Origin of the sequence: Streptomyces sp. NPDC002935 (assembly GCF_040611295.1) — a bacterium.
GTDB lineage: Bacteria > Actinomycetota > Actinomycetes > Streptomycetales > Streptomycetaceae > Streptomyces.
In genome coordinates this window covers 21815-37524 of sequence record NZ_JBEXNW010000006.1, presented here as the reverse complement: position 1 = coordinate 37524, position 15710 = coordinate 21815, and the positions used below count along the sequence as shown (strand labels likewise).

18 protein-coding genes are annotated in these 15710 nt (G+C 69.1%); 17 read left to right on the top strand and 1 reads right to left on the bottom strand.

What is annotated here, in order from left to right; all coding sequences use genetic code 11:
* Positions 1-97: 97 nt before the first annotated feature.
* A complete protein-coding gene (locus ABZX90_RS09555; RefSeq protein WP_351132374.1) occupies positions 98-1087 on the top strand; it encodes an IS630 family transposase in 990 nt (329 codons plus the stop codon).
* Between the two features lie 53 nt (positions 1088-1140).
* Here the strand turns inward: ABZX90_RS09555 and ABZX90_RS09550 are convergent, their stop codons facing one another.
* A complete protein-coding gene (locus ABZX90_RS09550; protein WP_328443859.1) occupies positions 1141-1569 on the bottom strand; it encodes a DUF3592 domain-containing protein in 429 nt (142 codons plus the stop codon).
* A 74-nt stretch (positions 1570-1643) separates the two neighbouring features.
* Between ABZX90_RS09550 and ABZX90_RS09545 the strand changes: the two genes are divergently transcribed.
* From ABZX90_RS09545 to ABZX90_RS09470, 16 genes are all read left to right on the top strand, one after another.
* Positions 1644-1913: a hypothetical protein gene (locus ABZX90_RS09545; RefSeq protein ID WP_351132343.1), complete on the top strand. Its 270-nt coding sequence runs from the start codon at positions 1644-1646 to the stop codon at positions 1911-1913.
* A gap of 128 nt (positions 1914-2041) precedes the next feature.
* Positions 2042-2242, top strand: coding sequence for a hypothetical protein (locus tag ABZX90_RS09540; protein ID WP_351132341.1), 201 nt, complete (start codon positions 2042-2044; stop codon positions 2240-2242).
* A gap of 248 nt (positions 2243-2490) precedes the next feature.
* Entirely contained in the window at positions 2491-3141 is a 651-nt protein-coding gene (locus tag ABZX90_RS09535; protein ID WP_351132339.1) for a BTAD domain-containing putative transcriptional regulator, read from the top strand.
* A 56-nt stretch (positions 3142-3197) separates the two neighbouring features.
* On the top strand, positions 3198-3491 hold the full coding sequence (locus tag ABZX90_RS09530) for a hypothetical protein (protein ID WP_355202990.1): 294 nt from the start codon (positions 3198-3200) through the stop codon (positions 3489-3491).
* A gap of 5 nt (positions 3492-3496) precedes the next feature.
* Entirely contained in the window at positions 3497-5428 is a 1932-nt protein-coding gene (locus ABZX90_RS09525; RefSeq protein WP_355202987.1) for a phage tail sheath subtilisin-like domain-containing protein, read from the top strand.
* A 27-nt stretch (positions 5429-5455) separates the two neighbouring features.
* Positions 5456-5956: a phage tail protein gene (locus ABZX90_RS09520; protein ID WP_351132333.1), complete on the top strand. Its 501-nt coding sequence runs from the start codon at positions 5456-5458 to the stop codon at positions 5954-5956.
* A gap of 3 nt (positions 5957-5959) precedes the next feature.
* Complete coding sequence (locus tag ABZX90_RS09515) at positions 5960-6817, top strand: DUF6760 family protein (RefSeq protein WP_351132331.1); 858 nt, start codon at positions 5960-5962, stop codon at positions 6815-6817.
* 1080 nt (positions 6818-7897) lie between these two features.
* Positions 7898-8737, top strand: coding sequence for a Pvc16 family protein (locus ABZX90_RS09510; RefSeq protein WP_355202983.1), 840 nt, complete (start codon positions 7898-7900; stop codon positions 8735-8737).
* The gene (locus ABZX90_RS09505; RefSeq protein ID WP_351132325.1) at positions 8734-10590 is read left to right on the top strand and encodes an ATP-binding protein; all 1857 of its coding nucleotides are present in this window, start codon (positions 8734-8736) and stop codon (positions 10588-10590) included. The genes ABZX90_RS09510 and ABZX90_RS09505 overlap by 4 nt, the downstream gene beginning before the upstream one ends.
* Positions 10587-11288, top strand: a complete 702-nt coding sequence (locus tag ABZX90_RS09500) for a hypothetical protein (protein WP_355202980.1) — start codon at positions 10587-10589, stop codon at positions 11286-11288. The genes ABZX90_RS09505 and ABZX90_RS09500 overlap by 4 nt, the downstream gene beginning before the upstream one ends.
* A gap of 6 nt (positions 11289-11294) precedes the next feature.
* The gene (locus ABZX90_RS09495) at positions 11295-11750 is read left to right on the top strand and encodes a tail protein X (RefSeq protein ID WP_351132321.1); all 456 of its coding nucleotides are present in this window, start codon (positions 11295-11297) and stop codon (positions 11748-11750) included.
* Complete coding sequence (locus tag ABZX90_RS09490; protein WP_351132319.1) at positions 11750-12817, top strand: contractile injection system protein, VgrG/Pvc8 family; 1068 nt, start codon at positions 11750-11752, stop codon at positions 12815-12817. Before ABZX90_RS09495 ends, ABZX90_RS09490 begins: the two co-directional genes overlap by 1 nt.
* Positions 12814-13374, top strand: coding sequence for a phage baseplate assembly protein V (locus tag ABZX90_RS09485; RefSeq protein WP_351132317.1), 561 nt, complete (start codon positions 12814-12816; stop codon positions 13372-13374). The genes ABZX90_RS09490 and ABZX90_RS09485 overlap by 4 nt, the downstream gene beginning before the upstream one ends.
* Positions 13371-13829 carry a hypothetical protein gene (locus ABZX90_RS09480; protein ID WP_351132315.1) on the top strand — a complete coding sequence of 153 codons (459 nt, stop codon included), beginning with the start codon at positions 13371-13373 and terminating at the stop codon, positions 13827-13829. The genes ABZX90_RS09485 and ABZX90_RS09480 overlap by 4 nt, the downstream gene beginning before the upstream one ends.
* A gap of 9 nt (positions 13830-13838) precedes the next feature.
* Positions 13839-14201, top strand: a complete 363-nt coding sequence (locus tag ABZX90_RS09475; protein ID WP_351132313.1) for a GPW/gp25 family protein — start codon at positions 13839-13841, stop codon at positions 14199-14201.
* A complete protein-coding gene (locus ABZX90_RS09470) occupies positions 14198-15709 on the top strand; it encodes a baseplate J/gp47 family protein (RefSeq protein WP_355202974.1) in 1512 nt (503 codons plus the stop codon). Before ABZX90_RS09475 ends, ABZX90_RS09470 begins: the two co-directional genes overlap by 4 nt.
* The last annotated feature ends 1 nt before the right edge of the window (position 15710 follow it).

Genomic DNA, 15710 nt, shown 5'->3' with positions numbered 1-15710 from the left:
TCCGAAACGGTAGGTGTTCTGGGTCGTTGATCTCTGCGTGAGTGAACTGGTGTGGGACGCGCGGCAGTTGTCGCCGTCGGCGCAGGAGGCGTTGCGGATGCGGGCGGTTGCTGCGTTGGTGGCGGGCAGGGACCGTGAGGATGTCGCGGTGGTGTTCCAGGTCTCGCTCAAGGCGGTGGACATGGACAACTGGTGGGCGAGGTGGCTGAGGGGCGGGCGTGAGGCACTTGTGGCTCAGCCGCGTGGGCGGCGCCCCGGCGAACACCAGGTTCTCGATACGGTCGAGCAGCAGGCGATCCGGCAGGCCGTACTGGATCACCGGCCCTGTGACCTGGGGCTGGCTGGGCAGTTGTGGACGCGTGCCGGCGTGGGGGATCTGATCGCGAAGCTGTACCGGGTGCGGCTGGCCGAGCAGGGGGTGGGCAAGTACCTGCACCGGTGGGGACTGTCGTTTCAGCGGCCGGACAAGCGGGCCGTCGAGCAGGATGCGGAAGCGGTCCGCATCTGGCGGGAGGAGACGTGGCCGGCGATCCGCGCGAAGGCGGAAGCCGAGGGCGGCGAGGTATTCTTCGCCGATCAGGTCGGCATCCGCTCTGACCAGGTCACCGGCCGCACCTGGGGAGAGAGGGGCCGCACCCCCATCGTGCGCCGCAGCGGCAACCGGTTCTCGGTGAACGCGATGTCCGCGATCAGCACGAGGGGCCGGATGCACTTCATGGTGTTCACCGGGACCTTCGACGCCGACGTGATGTGCCGTTTCCTGGACCGCCTCACGGGCCACTTCACACACAAGGTCCACCTCGTCCTGGACGGCCATTCCGCGCACCGCTCCCGCAAGGTTCGCGCCTGGCTCGCCGATCACCCCGACCGGATCGAACTGCACTTCCTGCCGTCGTACTCACCCGAGCTGAACCCCGACGAGTTGGTCAACGCCGACCTCAAACGCAGTCTGCCGATGCGCAGTCGGGCCTGCGACCAGGCCCGACTCGCTGCTGAAGCCCGCAGGTTCTTCCACCGCCGCCAACGCCAGCCGCACATCATCCGCGGCTACTTCGGCGGACCTCATGTCCGCTACATCCTCGAATAGAACTGATTGGGTTTCGGATCCGGATGAAGCGCGCCGGTTCGCCCGCGCCGGGGTCAGAGGAGGAGAAGAACGGCGAGAGCGAGCCCCACATCCAGGGTGGCGAGCAGGAGTATCACGGGAGTGATGGCGACGAGAACGAGCCGGTGGAAACGGATGGCCTCGCTCAGCAGGTCCGCCACCTCTGCAACGGCCGGGAACACGGGGTCGTACACGATAGGGAACGTGCTGCCGGGCGAGACAGATGTCCGCGACTCGTGGAAAGAGTCCGCCTCGTACTTCGTGCCGTCCGCGAGAGCGTAGGAGAAGCGCACCGAGACGTTGTCCTGGCTCCATGACAGCGATGTGCACTGCCCTGTCGTCTCCACACCTGACGCCTTCAGCCGCAGGCATGCACGATGGCGGCGGAAGGCGTGGGTGGCGGCGGCGCCGAGGCCGACGCATGCGACGGTCAGGAACAGCATGCACACCAGTGCACCCGCCATGCCGATCCCCCATCGATTGCGGCGACGTCGAGTAGTCGCATCATGGAGCAACTGCTGTGTACTGTCGACGTTTTGTGTGGCACCTGAGTCGCCGGTACGGCCCGCGCACCAGCTTCTCGGCGAGGCTGGCGAGCCGTGCGAAGGCGAATGCCGGGGGCAGCCAGACGCTTTTCGCCGACCAGGTCGGTATCTGCTCCGGCCAGGTCACCGACCGCACCGGGGGCGAGCAGAGGCGCGCCCCCGACGAACTGTTCAACGCCGGTCTCAAGCGCAGCCTGCCGATGCGCAGCCGGGCCCGCGACCAAGCCCGACTCGGCGCCGAGACCCGCAGCATCCTCGAATGAAACCGATTGAGTTTCGGATCAATAGAATCACAAAGACGCATACGCTCGGGCGCCTCACTCGACCCATGCCTCCCGGCGAAGTGACTGTCGTAACGCTGCGGTGACAGAGGGGAGAGAAAACTGCGTACATGCCTCCCGAACAGAAGAGAGTCGGAGTGTGTGTGGTGCGGGTGGAGGCCCAACCCTACGGCCCGCTGATCACGGTGCGGGTGAATCCTGACCTCGGGCAGGCCCCGACCGCCAAGGCCACCACCACCGATGTCGAGGCCGCGGTCACTCTTGTGCGTGAATTCCTGCAGACATTCATTGCCGACACCCCACCTCGCTGATAAATCTGAGAGGGCTGGTGACGGATCGGTGACGCGCCAGAACTACCCTCCGTTGCCGGAACCAACCCTCCGTTCACGTGAATTGCCCCCTTTACAGGGAGGGCAGGATGGTCGATTTCCCACCGAACTCAGCGGGCCCGGCAAACCCGATGGTCTTTCCGGCGAATCTCGTCCCGATCGGGGGTGATGAACCCCCGCCCGTACTGCACCTCTTCGGTGAGCCCTGTGTGACCCTTGGGCTCCGGACCATGGAAGTGCCGCGCAGCTGCCAGCGGCTGGTGGTCTTCGTGGCGCTGAGACGGTGCCGGGTGGGACGTACCCATGTGGCCGGGACGCTCTGGCCGGTCAAGGACGAGGCACGGGCCAGCGGCAATCTGCGGTCGGCGCTCTGGCGGCTCAACCGGATGGACGTCCCGCTGCTCGACAGCGACAGGAACGGCTTCCTCATGCGCGACGAGGTCGTCGTCGACACTCACACCGTCAGCGCCTGGGCGAGTCGTGTCATCGAAGGCAGCGCCACGCTGCCCGAGCTGCGGACCGTACCCGACAACCTGGACGCGCTGGAGCTGCTGCCGGGCTGGTACGACGACTGGGCGCTGATCGAGCGGGAACGCCTGCGACAGCGGCTGCTGCATGCCTTGGAGGCGCAGAGCCGTCAGCTGTCCACCCTCGGACTGCACGCCGAGGCCATCGAAGCCGCGATCGTCGCGGTCGGCGCGGAGCCCCTGCGGGAGAGCGCGCAGCGGGTCCTGGCCGAGGCACATCTGGCCGCGGGCAACTGGGTGGAGACACGTCGCTGCCTGCACCTGTACGCCGAACTGCTGGACCGCGAACTGGGGGTACGGCTCGCGCCGGATCTGGCCGAGCTGGTCCGCGACGCGCCAGTGACGCGGCGGTGACGGCACCGGCCGACGATGACGTGCGGATGGTTTTCCCCAGCGTCGGAAGGGTCGGCATGGCCGTCAAGATCAGCAGCCTGCTGGTGTCGGGACCCGTCACAGTGCCTCTGGTCAGCGGGGAGACCGTGCGGCTGTCGCCGGGCGAGGAGTCGGCGGAGCTGCCCGAGGTCGAAGTGACCGGCAGCGCGAAGGTGACCAAGCTGCGCGAGCGCGGCCTGATCAAGGTCGAGACCGTATCGGAAGCCGACGCAACCGTACGGGAAGCCGAGGACGACGTACCGGAAGCCGACGAGACCGTACGGAAGCCGACAAGGCGCACGAGGTCGCCGAAGACGACGGGGAGTGGGTGACGACCATGGCGACGCCGAGCTATCCGGGCGTGTACGTGGCGGAGACGGCGGGCGGGGTGCGCCCTTTGGACGTCGCCTCCACCTCCACCGCCGCCTTCGTCGGGCTCGCGGAGCGCGGCCCGGACGAGGCGACCCTGGTCACCAGCTGGACCCAGTTCCAGCGCAACTACGGGTCGTTCATCGGCGAGGGGTACCTGGCGCACAGCGTGTTCCAGTACTTCAACAACGGCGGCCGGCAGTGCTACGTCGTCCGGGTCGCCAGGACCGACGCGGCCCTGGCGTCGGTGACGGTCGTCAACCGGGCCGACACCCCGACGGCCGGAGTGACGTTCACGGCGCGGAGCAAGGGCGCGTGGGGCAACTCGCTGCTGCTGCAGATCCAGGACGGAACGCTGGAACCGGGCCGGGAGTTCCGGCTGCGGATCCGGCGCCAGCGCGACCCCGGCACGGTCCCGGAAGCGCTCGACACGCTCCCGTTGCTGGAGGACTTCGACAATCTGAGCGTCGACCCGGCCTCGCCACGCTTCGCCGCGACCGTGCTCGCCGACGGTTCGGCCCTGCTCGACGCCGCCCTGCACCAGGCCGACGTCGCGCTCGATCGCGGCCGGCAGACGGCGGGCGGCCCCCCGTCACTGCCCCTGAACTACAAACTCAACTTCCAGATCAGCCTGGACGACGACGGCTTCCAGACCGTCCAGCTGCCCGCCGCCGCCGGCGCCGCGGCCGCGACCGCGGACCAGGTGGCGGCGGCGATCCAGACCGCCGTACGGGCACTGACCAAGAAACACCAGTCCACACCCGACGCGGCCTTCTCCGGTTTCACCTGTGCCGTGGAGTCGACCCGGCTGGTCCTGCGGTCCGGCACCACCTCCGCGACCTCGTCCGTACGGATCCAGCCCGCCGCGCAGAACGACGCGACGATGCTGCTCAAGCTCGGCTCGGCCGGAGGCGGGCAGTCGCAGGACGGGATCGGAGTACGGCGGCCAGCCGTCGCGGACGCCATCCAGGTCGGCGACGCCGTAACCGGCGGTGTCGTCAACGCCGCCACGGCGGGCAGCGACGGCACACGTGCCATCACGGACGCCCTGTTCACGGATGCCTTCGTCCGACTCGACACGGTCACGGACGCGAGCCTGCTGGCCGTACCTGGCGTGAGCGGAGCGGCCCTGACCAGCCAGGGCATGTCCTACTGCGCCAACAGGCCGCTGCAGGACATGTTCTTCATCGGTGAGACCTTCTCGCACGACGACGCCAGGGAGGAGGCCGAGAACTTCCGCAAGAGCCTGACCGTGGCCAACTCCTATGGCGCGCTGTACTTCCCGTGGGTGAAGGCCATCGACCCGACCGGCGCGAGCAACACCCCGGTCCTTCTGCCGCCGTCGGGGTACGTCGCCGGTCTCTACGCCCGGATCGACGCCTCACGCGGCGTGTGGAAGGCTCCCGCGGGAACCGAGGCGTCGCTGAACGGCACAGTCGGGCTGGCCGTCGAACTCAGCGACGTGGAGCACGGCACCCTGAACCCGATCGGCGTCAACGTCATCCGACGTTTCCCCAACGCAGGCGTGGTCGCCTTCGGTGCCCGTACGGTCTCCGCCGATCCCGCCTGGCGGTACGTCCCGGTACGGCGCACCGCGATCATGCTGCGGACCAGCATCTATCAGGGCATCCAGTGGGCGGTGTTCGAACCCAACGACGAGCCCCTCTGGTCCCAACTACGGTTGAGCATCGGGGCGTTCATGATGACGCTGTTCAGGCGGCAGGCGTTCCAGGGAGCGACTCCGTCGGAGGCGTTCTTCGTCAAGTGCGACGGGGAGACCACCACCCAGGCGGACATCGACGCCGGGATCGTCAACGTGCTGGTGGGCTTCGCACCGCTTAAACCAGCCGAGTTCGTCGTCGTACGGATCAGCCAGCAGGCCGGGCTGGCCGCCGGCTAGCTCCTAGGAGTCCGAGGAGGGCGGCCGATGGCCAGGTTCACCGTCAACAGCACCCGGTTCGACCCGTACCTGGGGTACAAGTTCAAGATCATGATCGACGGGCAGTACGTGGCGGCGCTCAACAAGTGCAGCGCGCTCAAGCGCACCACGGAGGTCACGCCCTGGTACGAGGCGGGCGACCCGAGCGCGCCGCGGCAGATTCCGGGCAAGACCAAGTACGACCCGATCACCCTGGAGGTCGGGGTCACCCACGACACGACGTTCGAGCGGTGGGCGAACAAGGTCAACAACTTCCAGGGCGAGGCGGCGATGTCGTTGGCCGGGTTCCGCAAGGACATCAGCATCGAGGTCTACAACCCGGCGGGGCAGAAGGTGCTGGCCTACCTCGTCTACCGCTGCTGGGTGTCGGAATACCAGGCGCTGCCCCAACTCGACGCGGGCGGCAACGCCGTGATGATCACCTCGATCAAGCTGGAGAACGAAGGCTGGGTCCGCGACGTCTCGGTGGCCGAGCCGAAGGAGACCTGACCGATGGAGGACGAGCTGCCGGGCGGCTACTGGGACGCGGCCGGTCAACTGCACCGCACGTTCGAGCTCTCCCCGCTCACCGGCTACGACGAGGAGCTGCTCGCGGGCGTGGATGGTGCCGCCCTGGTCTCCACCGTGCTGAGCCGCTGCGTCCGCCGTCTGGGCACCATCAGTCCGGTCCCGGCGGAGGTGGCCGCGGATCTCCTGGTGGCCGATCGTCTCTACCTGCTGCTGCGGCTGCGCCGGGCGACCTTCGGCGACGCCGTCAACGCCAGTCTGATCTGCCCGTGGCCCGAGTGCGGTCGGCGCATCTCGCTCGCCTTCTCCGTCGACGACGTTCCGGTCGTCCGCTCCGCCTCCCCTGCCGCCACGTACACGGTCGCGCTCGGCGACCCTTCCGTCGGCGAGGCCGAGTTCCGCCTCCCGACCGGCGCCGACCAGGAGGCGCTGGCCGACGAGGTCGACCGGAACGAGGCACGCGCGCTGACCGGGCTGCTGACCCGCTGTCTGCTCCGCCTGGGCACCGTCCACTCGCCCGCCTCGGAGCAGATCACGGCTCTCCCCTCCGCCACCCGCACCGAGATCGAGCGGCGCATGCACGACGTGGCTCCGCGGGTCGAGCAGACGCTGGAGACGACGTGCCCCGAATGCGGTCGCGCGCTGATCGCGCCGTTCGACATCCATCGTTTCCTCTTCGGTGATCTGCGCACCGACGCCCGGCTCCTCTACCAGGAGGTCCACTACCTCGCGTTCCACTACCACTGGAGCGAACGGGACATCCTGGACATGCCGCGTGATCGCCGCCGCGTCTACATCGACGCGATCGCCGAGACGATCGGGGCGATGAACGATGGCACCTGACACCTTCCGCCACCGCGCCACCGTCCGTGCCCTGCTGGGCCTCCCGGACGACGACGTCCCGCACATCACCTTCGCCGGTCCACTGGCGCCCCCGCTGTTCCGCTACCTCCACACTTCCCTCACGCCGCAGGCTCCCCTCACCGCCTGGCAGACGCCGTACGCCGGCCACGCCCGCATTCAACAGTCGGCGCCCCAAGTCGACTTGCCGCCCCCGCCCCCGTCCTCGGGCGGCCCCGTTGCCTCAAGGCGGGTGCCGCAGATCAACTCCCGCCCGCAAAAGGGGACTTCGCAGCTGACGCCCGGCGAGCCGGGTACGGCCCCAGCAGTGAGCACTGGGCCACAGCGTTCCCCTGGCCCGGACCGGCCGACACTCCCGGAGCCGCCGGGCCCCAGCCTCGCGGCCTTCGACTCCGAGCGCGAAGAGGCTCGACCCTCCTCCCCCGGCATGCCGCGTGCCGCGCCGGCTGGCGAACTCGCCCGCTCCTCCGCCCACCCCTCCGACAGCGCTCCGCCACACGTCGAGTCCTGGCTCCTTCTGGACGACAGCGGCCCGAACACCCGGGATCGCAACGGCGGCACCCGCACGTCCTCAACGGCACCTACCCCCACCCCGTCGCGGCAAATGCCGAGCTCGGACGGCGTGCACCCCGGATCGGCACCGGACAGCCCGCCCAGCGCTGCCAGTTCCAGCTGGGAGGTGCCGCACGCCGATACGGACTCAAGCCGAGACATTCCGCGCGCCCCTACCGGATCGGGCAGCGAGATTCCGCGCATCGCCACCGGAGACGTCGCGGCCCGGCCGGTGCCTCTCCCCAAGTCATGGCAAGCGCCGGACCCCGCGGTCACGGTGAGCCCCGCCGAGGAGCACGCACCACCCCCCGAACCAGCCGCACTCGACTTCGCCGAAGAGGTCTTCGTGACGGCACCGCCGGAGGAACAGAGGCCCCCGGAACCCACTCAGGACCCCGAACCCGTAAGACCTGAGGCCCGGCGCCGCACGTCGAACCCCGTCGACGCGGAACTGCCCGTGGCGTTCTGGGAACGGCGGTATCTGGGGCGCTGGCGCGGAAGGATCCTGCGATGAGCGAGGCAACGGCTCTTGGCATGGTCAGCGCTTCGCTGCGGACCCTGTTGACGCATGAACTGGGGATCACTCCGCCACCCGACGTTACCGTGCTGTCCCCCGATGAGACCGGCGGTGCACGGCGGCTCAATCTGTTTCTGTTCCGCGTGGTGGAGCACCCGTTCTTCAGGAACCAGGACTGGGAGGTCAGGCCGGGAACTCCGCCGCACCTCACCCGGCCTCCGCTGTCGCTGTCCCTGTCGTACCTGCTGACGGCGTACGCCCCCAATGATCCGCAGACCGGGAATGCCGCCGCGCACCAGCTGCTGGGCGAGGCGATGCGGGTCCTCCACGAGCATCCGGAGATCCCCGAGGAGTATCTGGACACAGGGCTTCTGGGGGCGAAGGAGAAACTGCAGATCGTCGGCGAGAACCTGGACCCCGACGGTGTGGGGCGGCTGTGGTCGTCCCTGGACGAGCCGTTCCGGCTGTCGGTGGCGTACCAGGTGTCACCCGTTCAGCTCGATGTGTCTCAGGCGGCGCAGCGGCCGATGCCCCAGCGGGTACGACGGGTCGGTGTGCCCGATGTGCGGGCGCCGCTGGATCCGCCGGTGGTCACAGAGATGAGCCCTGTCTCCGGAATGGCCGGGACCCCGCTGACGTTCACGGGGAAGCACCTCGCGGGATGGCGTGCCCGGGTCTGGGTGGGCGGTCATCCGGTGGTGTCCGACCAACTGCTGGGCGAGGACCGGTTCACGGCACAGCCGGCAGGCGATCTGGGGCCGGGGCTGTACGAGGTGAGGGTCGACGTGTCCGGGATCTTTCGCCGTGCGTTCCTGTTTGAGGTGACGTCATGAGCGGCGGGTACCGGGACAACGCCGAGCATCTGGCCGACGAACTTTGCCGGTTGGACCTGCTGGGCGAGCGGGACATGGCCGGGTTCGACGAACTCTCCGCCGAGATCGAGACGAGGGTGGATCACGGGCTCGCGGAGGGTGTGTGGCTCGGGCTGCCGCTGCTGGGCAGGCTGTTCGGGCTCGGTTCGGTGGAACTGCTCGCCGTCGTGGCCTGCCTCGCCCCCGACCTGCGGGACGGGTACGAACGGCCCGGCCCGGCGGCGCTGTTGCAACTGCTCTGGCCGGACGAGCGCGCCCGGTGGGTCGGCCGGAACCTGCTCGACGACTCTGCGCCGCTGCTCCGGATGGAGGTACTGCGGCAGAACGAACGCGGGGAGTGGGCGCTCGACCCGCGGATCCGCCGTTTCCTGCTGGGCTCCCCGGGCATCGACGTCCGGCTGCGCGGCTCAGTCCGCCGGCACTCCCCGGCCGGCCTCGACACTGATCTGCGGCTGGTCAACGGGCTGCTGCGGCTGATCGACCACCACTGGTCGGGGGACGAACGGCCGACCCTGGTCTTCGAACTCCGCGGCGCGGAGGGAACGGCCGGCCTCGCCGGGGAGGTCTGTGCCCGGCTGGGCGTTCCCCTGCTGGAGGTGGACCTCGCGGAACGGACCGACCTGGTGCGGGCGGCCGTACGCGAGGGGCTGTTGCAGAGGGGCGGGGTCCACCTGAGCGGGGCCGGGCCCGCACATCTGCTGCGTACGGCCGTGGCGGACTTCGGGTGGCTGGTGTTCCTCATGGATGGCGACCTGGGCGAGTTGCCCGGGGTGGTCGTGCACCGGGTGACCGTACCGCCGCCGGATCCCGCGCACCGGGCGGCCGCGTGGCGCGCGGCACTGGGCGGCCACGAGGAGTGGGCGGACGAGTTGGCCGGGCGGTTCCGGCTGCCGCCATCGCGCATCAGGGCGGCCGCACAACTGGCCGAGCAGCGGCGGATCATGGCGGGCGAGCCCGGCGAGCCGACCCTGGCGGACCTGACGGAGGCCTGCCGGGCCGAGTCACAGCACCGGCTCGGCCCGCTCGCGGCCAAGGTGACGCCTCGGGCCGGCTGGGACGATCTTGTCCTTCCCGCGGACCGGCTGGAGCTGCTCGCCGACATCCGGGACCAGATCCGCCACCATCACCGCGTCCACACGGACTGGGGCTTCGGCGAGCGCACGAAACAGGGGCTCAGCGCCCTGTTCAGTGGTCCGTCCGGGACCGGCAAGACGATGGCCGCCGAGGTGCTGGCCGGCGACCTCGGTCTCGACCTGTACAAGGTGGATCTGTCCGGCGTGGTCAGCAAGTACATCGGTGAGACCGAGAAGAATCTCGCCCGGTTGTTCGCCGAGGCCGCCGCGGCCGACGCGATCCTGTTCTTCGACGAGGCCGACGCCCTGTTCGGCAAGCGGACCGAGGTGTCGGACGCGCACGACCGCTACGCCAACATCGAGACCAGTTATCTGCTGCAGAAGCTGGAGGAACACGACGGCCCGGTGATCCTCGCGACCAACCTACGGCAGAACCTCGACGAGGCCTTCACCCGCCGTATCCGGTTCACCGTGGAGTTCCCGTTCCCCGAGGCCGACAGCAGACTGCGGATCTGGCACGCCCACTTCCCGGTCCAGGCACCCGTCGCCCCCGACCTCGATCTCGGAGTGCTGGCCAGGAACTTCCCGGTGAGCGGCGGCAGCATCCACACGATAGTGCTCAACGCCGCGTTCCTCGCTGCCGCCGACGGGGGCGTCATCCGCCAGGGGCATCTGCTGCGTGGTACCCGCCGGGAATACGACAAGATCGGCCGGCTCTGGCCGGAGCGGAGGGCGTCATGACCGACGGATTCCCGGGCCGGCCGAAGATCCTGCGCGGTGCGTTCGTGGAGTTCGGGCTGAGCCTGCCGCCACTGCTGGTGGTCTTCCAGTTCAACCCGCTGCAACTGACTCGCAATCGGTCGCTGTCCGTCACATTCCCGGGCGCCCGGGCCGACGGGGCAGGCTCGTCGCTGCGCGACTACCACGGCACCGTGGACAACCTGCTGGACCTGCAGAAGCAGCAGGTCGTGTCGGTGCAGGAACAGACCGTCGCATTCGACATCCGGCTCGACGCCACTGACGGCCTGGGCGACGGCGACGTCCTGGCCAAGCAGTTCGGGGTAGGCCCACAGCTGGCCACCCTGGAGCTGATGGTGCAGCCCAAGAGCGAGAGCATGCTCGGGCTGGTCGCCGACAAGCTGCTCGGGCTGGGCGGCAAGCCGAAGGGCTTCAGTTTCACGCGGAGTGCGAACCCGCCGTTGGTGCTGTTCATCTTCGGCCGCAAACGCGTCCTGCCAGTGAACATCAACGCGCTGAACATCACCGAGACCGAGTTCAGCGCCGATCTCAACCCGATCCGGGCCACCGCGGCGGTCAGCCTCACCGTCATCGAGGGGCGCAGTGTGCCGTACCTGTACTCCAAGGCCGCCACGGAGGTGATGTCGGCGCTCAACCTCGCCAACGTCACAGACGTCGCCAACGTGGTCATCCCGGGGTGATGCGCCATGCCGTCCCGCTACCAGTCCGTACCCGGCTCCGAGCTGCGGCGCCTGCCCGTGACCGAGGGCGAGTTCCGGCACACCCTCGCCGAGGGCGAGCGGCTGGATCACCTCGCCTACACCTACTACGGCGACCCCCAGGCCTACTGGCGCATATGCGATGCCAACCCCGAAATCCTCTCCCCCCTCGCGCTCGTCGACGACGAACCCGTCCGCACCACCTTCTTCCCCGTCGAATGGCCGGAGCCCAAACTGCTGACCGCCCTCGCGCGGCAGTTCGGAGTCCTGGCGGTCAAACCGGCCGACGAAGGTGTCGTAGTGATCCACAACATCCTCAACGCCGATACGGTCGCAGTCCGGAAGGCGATCGAAGCGGCGGGATTTCTGACCGGGCTGCCCCAGGAACGCGGCCGGGTCGGCGCGTCGATCGTCATTCCTCCTGCTACCGGGGGAGGCCAGTGATGGTCCACGACCAGCTGCGGATCGAGGTCGACGGGGACGAGCCGACCGGCCTGCCCGCCGACCTGCTCGGATTGGAGGTCGAGCTCGACGACCAGTTGGCCGGAATGTTCCGGCTGACCCTGGCCCTGCGCATGCAGCCGGACGGCTCCTGGCCGTATCTCGACGACAACCGTTTCGCGCTGTGGCGCAAGGTGGACATCATCGGGGGTCCGCAGGACGGGACCCGGCAGCTGATCACCGGCTATGTCACTCATCTGCGCCCTGATTTCGGCCCCGATCTCGACCGCTGCCGGCTGGAAGTCTGGGGCCTGGACGCCACCGTACTGATGGACCGCGCCGACCAGCTCAGGGCCTGGCCCAACAAGACCGACAGCGACATCGCCACCGAGGTGCTGCGCTCCTACGGGCTGACGCCAGACGTGACCGGCACCGACGTGGTGCACGACGAGCAGGTGTCGACCGTCGTCCAGCGGGAGAGCGACATCCGGCTGCTGCGCCGACTCGCGTTCCGCAACGGCTTCAACTGCTACGTCGACGGCGACACCGCGTACTTCGGCCCGCCCCGCCTGGAGGGCGGCCAACTACCGCCCATGGCCGTGCAGTTCGGCCTGCGGACCAACGTCGAACGATTCACGCTGGAGGTCAACGCGCTCACGCCGACCGACGTGACGATGACCCAGACCGACCGGCTCACGGGGGACGTCCTCCGCGCCGTGGGCCGCGCCAAACTGCAGCGCGCCCTGGGCGGTCGCCCCCCGGACGACCTGGGCATGGTCCAGGCCGGGCAGACGGTCACCACGGGCGAGCAGGAGATGGCGGCGCTCTGCCAGAGCCTGTACGACGAGGGCCAGTGGTTCGTGACGGGCGAGGGCGAGGTGCTGGGCAACGCCTACCCAGCGGTCCTGGTCCCGCACGCCCTCGTCCCGATCAAGGGGATCGGCGCGACCCACAGCGGAGTGTACGAGGTCACGCACGTCACCCATGTCTTCACTCCGGCCGGTTACCGACAGCGGTTCCGGGTCCGGCGCAACGCCACGCAGCCCACCGGCGAGGAGGACTTCGGATGAGCGCGCTCGAACGGGTGGTGGCCGAGCTCCTGGAACGGGCCGAGCACCGCTTCTACGGCAAGTACCGGGGCACGGTCGTCGACAATGAGGACCCGGCCCGGCTCGGACGCCTCAAACTCAGCGTCCCCAGTGTCCTGGGTCCGGACGTGGTTACCGGCTGGGCGACCCCCTGCGCCCCGTACGGCGGGGCCGCGCAGCAGGGCTTCCTGTTCGTCCCCGAGCGCAAGGCCAGGGTCTGGGTGGAGTTCGAGGAGGGCGACCTGGAGTTCCCGGTCTGGACGGGCGCTTTCTGGTGCCGTCCCGGGGAGGAGTCCGAGCTGCCGGGTGACCCGCAGCAACGCCCCACCCGGAAGATCATCAGGACACTGAAGGGCCACACGATCGAGTTGGAGGACGCCGACGGCGGCGAGCGGATCGTCATCTCCGACGCCACGGGAAACGCGATCGAGATGACCGCCGACGCCATGACGCTGACCGCCAAGGTCCCGCTCACCATCAGGGCGGACGGTCAGCCGGTCAGGATCGTCTGCTCCGCTCTGGATGTGGAGAAGGGGTGACCGCCATGTTGATCGTCGTCCACGGCGACCCCGTCCAGGGCACGGACACCCACAAGGTCACTGGGACGCTGCCGGATGGCTCGCCGTACACCGGGAAGGGCAGCTTCACGTACACCGGCTCGATGACGGACGGTCTCAGCGACTTCGTGCGCGTCGGCGGTCACCCGGTGGCGCTCGCGAGCAGTCAGAGCTCGCTCGATCCCGGCGAGATCGCACCGGGCGGCAGCCACTCCGGCCCCAAGGGCACCGACTTCGATCCCGCAGGGCCCAACGTCTTGAGCCTCAGCATCGTCGACACGCCGCTCGGTACCGGCTCCCCCGCCGCCGACGCGGGCAGCGCGTTCGTGACGATCGGCGGCACTCCCGTGCTGCTGGACGGCGACCCCGTCGACAGCTGCGGCGGCCACTCCACCGTGACCGCCGCCGGACAGTCCTTCGTGACCTGCGCAGAGTAAGGAGCGGCAGTGGCAACCGGGTTTGGCTTTCCCTTTGGCGTCAGCGCGGCGGGCACCATCGCGCCGGATCCCGATGCCGCCGACGACCTGCGCGGGCGCATCGTCCAGGTGCTGTTCACCGCGCCGGGCGAGCGGGTCAATCAGCCGGAGTTCGGCTGTGGGCTGTTCAACCTGGTCTTCGACCCGGACAACAGCATCCTGGCCGCCGCCACCGAGTTCACCATCGGCCAGGCGCTGACCCGCTGGCTGGGCGACGAACTGATCGTGACCGGCGTCGACGTGGCCGCCGACGACGGGACCGTCACGGTCGAGGTCGCCTATCTGAGCCGCCGTGGTCCGGCCCAGCGCGCGGTACGAGTGAGTTTCCGATGAGCGACGAGATCGACTACACCGCGCGGGACTACCAGCGCCTGCTGGACGCCATGCGAGCCAGGATCCCGGACCGGCTGGGCGAGTGGACCGACTACGCCAACGAGGCGGACTTCGGCAATGTGCTGCTGGAGCTGTTCGCGTACATGGGTGACATCCTCAGCTACTACCAGGACCGGGTGGCCAACGAATCCTTCCTGGGTACGGCCCGTACGCGCGCCGCCGTTATCCAGCATCTGCGGCTGATCGGCTACGAGTTGGGCACCGCCGTACCCGCCGCCGCCACACTGCTCGTCAGCGTCCCCGGGAACGTCGAGGGCGCCATCACCGTCACCCGTGGCAACGCGTTCTCCACCAAGAGCCGCCGGGGAGCGCCGAGCGTGCGTTTCGAGTACACCGGCCAGGCCCCGCTGACCATCGACTTCGCCACCGTCGAGCCCGATCCCGAGACCGGGCGCAAGGTGGTCGAGAAGGGCATCCCGGTCGAGGAGGGGCGGCTCATCGAGGGCGAGGCGCTGGGCAGTTCGGACGGCCGCGCGGACCAGCGCTTCCCACTCGGCCACACCGGTGTGATCCTTTGGCCCGGAGCAACCGCGGACGTCCAGATCACGGCCGAGCCGCCGCAGCTTGCCTGGGAGCGACGCGACAGTCTGGCGCTCAGCCGGGGCGGACAGCCCCACTTCGTCGTAGAGGTCGACGCCGACGACCACGCGACCGTCGTCTTCGGCGACGGCGTCTTCGGCCGCATCCCCACCGGCCGGCTGCGCGCGACCTACCGGGTGGGCGGCGGACCGGCGGGCAACGTCGGCGCACGGGAGATCAGCACGATCCTCGACTGTCCACCGCTCGCCCAGCTCGGCGCGACCGTCTCCAACCAGGACGCGGGCACCGGCGGGGCCGCCCGCGAGGACCCCGCCCATGCCGTACGGCAGGCCCCAGCGGTGTTCCGCTCGCAGCACCGCGCCGTCACCGCCGCCGACTACGAGGCGCTCGCGCTCAGCTTCAAGGGCGTCGGCAAGGTACGGGCGACCGCCGGGGTGTGGAACGACATCACGCTCCATGTCGCCCCCGAGGGTGGCGGCCACGTCAGCGATGTGCTGCGCAGCGGGCTGCTGTCCTATCTGGAGGACAAGCGGATGCTCGGCCAGATCGTGGGTGTCGAGGGTGTGCTGTACATCCCCGTGTTGCTCACCGCGGAGATCGGGGTGGAGCCCCGGTACCCGAGGGACGATGTGCAGGAACGGGTCCGGCAGACAACCAGGGCGCTGCTGGCCTTCGACCGGACGGATTTCGGCCAGACCGTCTATCTGAGCCGGTTCTACGAGGAGATCCAGAACACTCCGGGGGTCCGGTACGCCAACATCACCGAGTTCCGCCGTGGTCCGGCGGACCCGGTGTTCAAGCCCTCCGGAAAGCTGGAGTTCGAGCAGTTCGAGCTGCCTGTACCGGCCGACGACAGCGAGCATCCAGGGGGGATCGCCCTGAGTGTCATCGACCGAGGGAGGCGGTGAC

What these genes read in the sequence shown, in the direction of transcription:
- ABZX90_RS09505 (WP_351132325.1), top strand. Translation starts at nt 8,734, where the DNA reads ATGAGCGGCGGGTACCGGGACAACGCCGAGCATCTGGCCGACGAACTT.
- ABZX90_RS09490 (WP_351132319.1), top strand. Translation starts at nt 11,750, where the DNA reads ATGGTCCACGACCAGCTGCGGATCGAGGTCGACGGGGACGAGCCGACC.
- ABZX90_RS09485 (WP_351132317.1), top strand. Translation starts at nt 12,814, where the DNA reads ATGAGCGCGCTCGAACGGGTGGTGGCCGAGCTCCTGGAACGGGCCGAG.
- ABZX90_RS09540 (WP_351132341.1), top strand. Translation starts at nt 2,042, where the DNA reads ATGCCTCCCGAACAGAAGAGAGTCGGAGTGTGTGTGGTGCGGGTGGAG.
- ABZX90_RS09535 (WP_351132339.1), top strand. Translation starts at nt 2,491, where the DNA reads ATGGAAGTGCCGCGCAGCTGCCAGCGGCTGGTGGTCTTCGTGGCGCTG.
- ABZX90_RS09495 (WP_351132321.1), top strand. Translation starts at nt 11,295, where the DNA reads ATGCCGTCCCGCTACCAGTCCGTACCCGGCTCCGAGCTGCGGCGCCTG.
- ABZX90_RS09515 (WP_351132331.1), top strand. Translation starts at nt 5,960, where the DNA reads ATGGAGGACGAGCTGCCGGGCGGCTACTGGGACGCGGCCGGTCAACTG.
- ABZX90_RS09520 (WP_351132333.1), top strand. Translation starts at nt 5,456, where the DNA reads ATGGCCAGGTTCACCGTCAACAGCACCCGGTTCGACCCGTACCTGGGG.
- ABZX90_RS09470 (WP_355202974.1), top strand. Translation starts at nt 14,198, where the DNA reads ATGAGCGACGAGATCGACTACACCGCGCGGGACTACCAGCGCCTGCTG.
- ABZX90_RS09530 (WP_355202990.1), top strand. Translation starts at nt 3,198, where the DNA reads ATGGCCGTCAAGATCAGCAGCCTGCTGGTGTCGGGACCCGTCACAGTG.
- ABZX90_RS09500 (WP_355202980.1), top strand. Translation starts at nt 10,587, where the DNA reads ATGACCGACGGATTCCCGGGCCGGCCGAAGATCCTGCGCGGTGCGTTC.
- ABZX90_RS09550 (WP_328443859.1), bottom strand. Translation starts at nt 1,569, where the DNA reads ATGGCGGGTGCACTGGTGTGCATGCTGTTCCTGACCGTCGCATGCGTC.
- ABZX90_RS09555 (WP_351132374.1), top strand. Translation starts at nt 98, where the DNA reads ATGCGGGCGGTTGCTGCGTTGGTGGCGGGCAGGGACCGTGAGGATGTC.
- ABZX90_RS09525 (WP_355202987.1), top strand. Translation starts at nt 3,497, where the DNA reads ATGGCGACGCCGAGCTATCCGGGCGTGTACGTGGCGGAGACGGCGGGC.
- ABZX90_RS09510 (WP_355202983.1), top strand. Translation starts at nt 7,898, where the DNA reads ATGAGCGAGGCAACGGCTCTTGGCATGGTCAGCGCTTCGCTGCGGACC.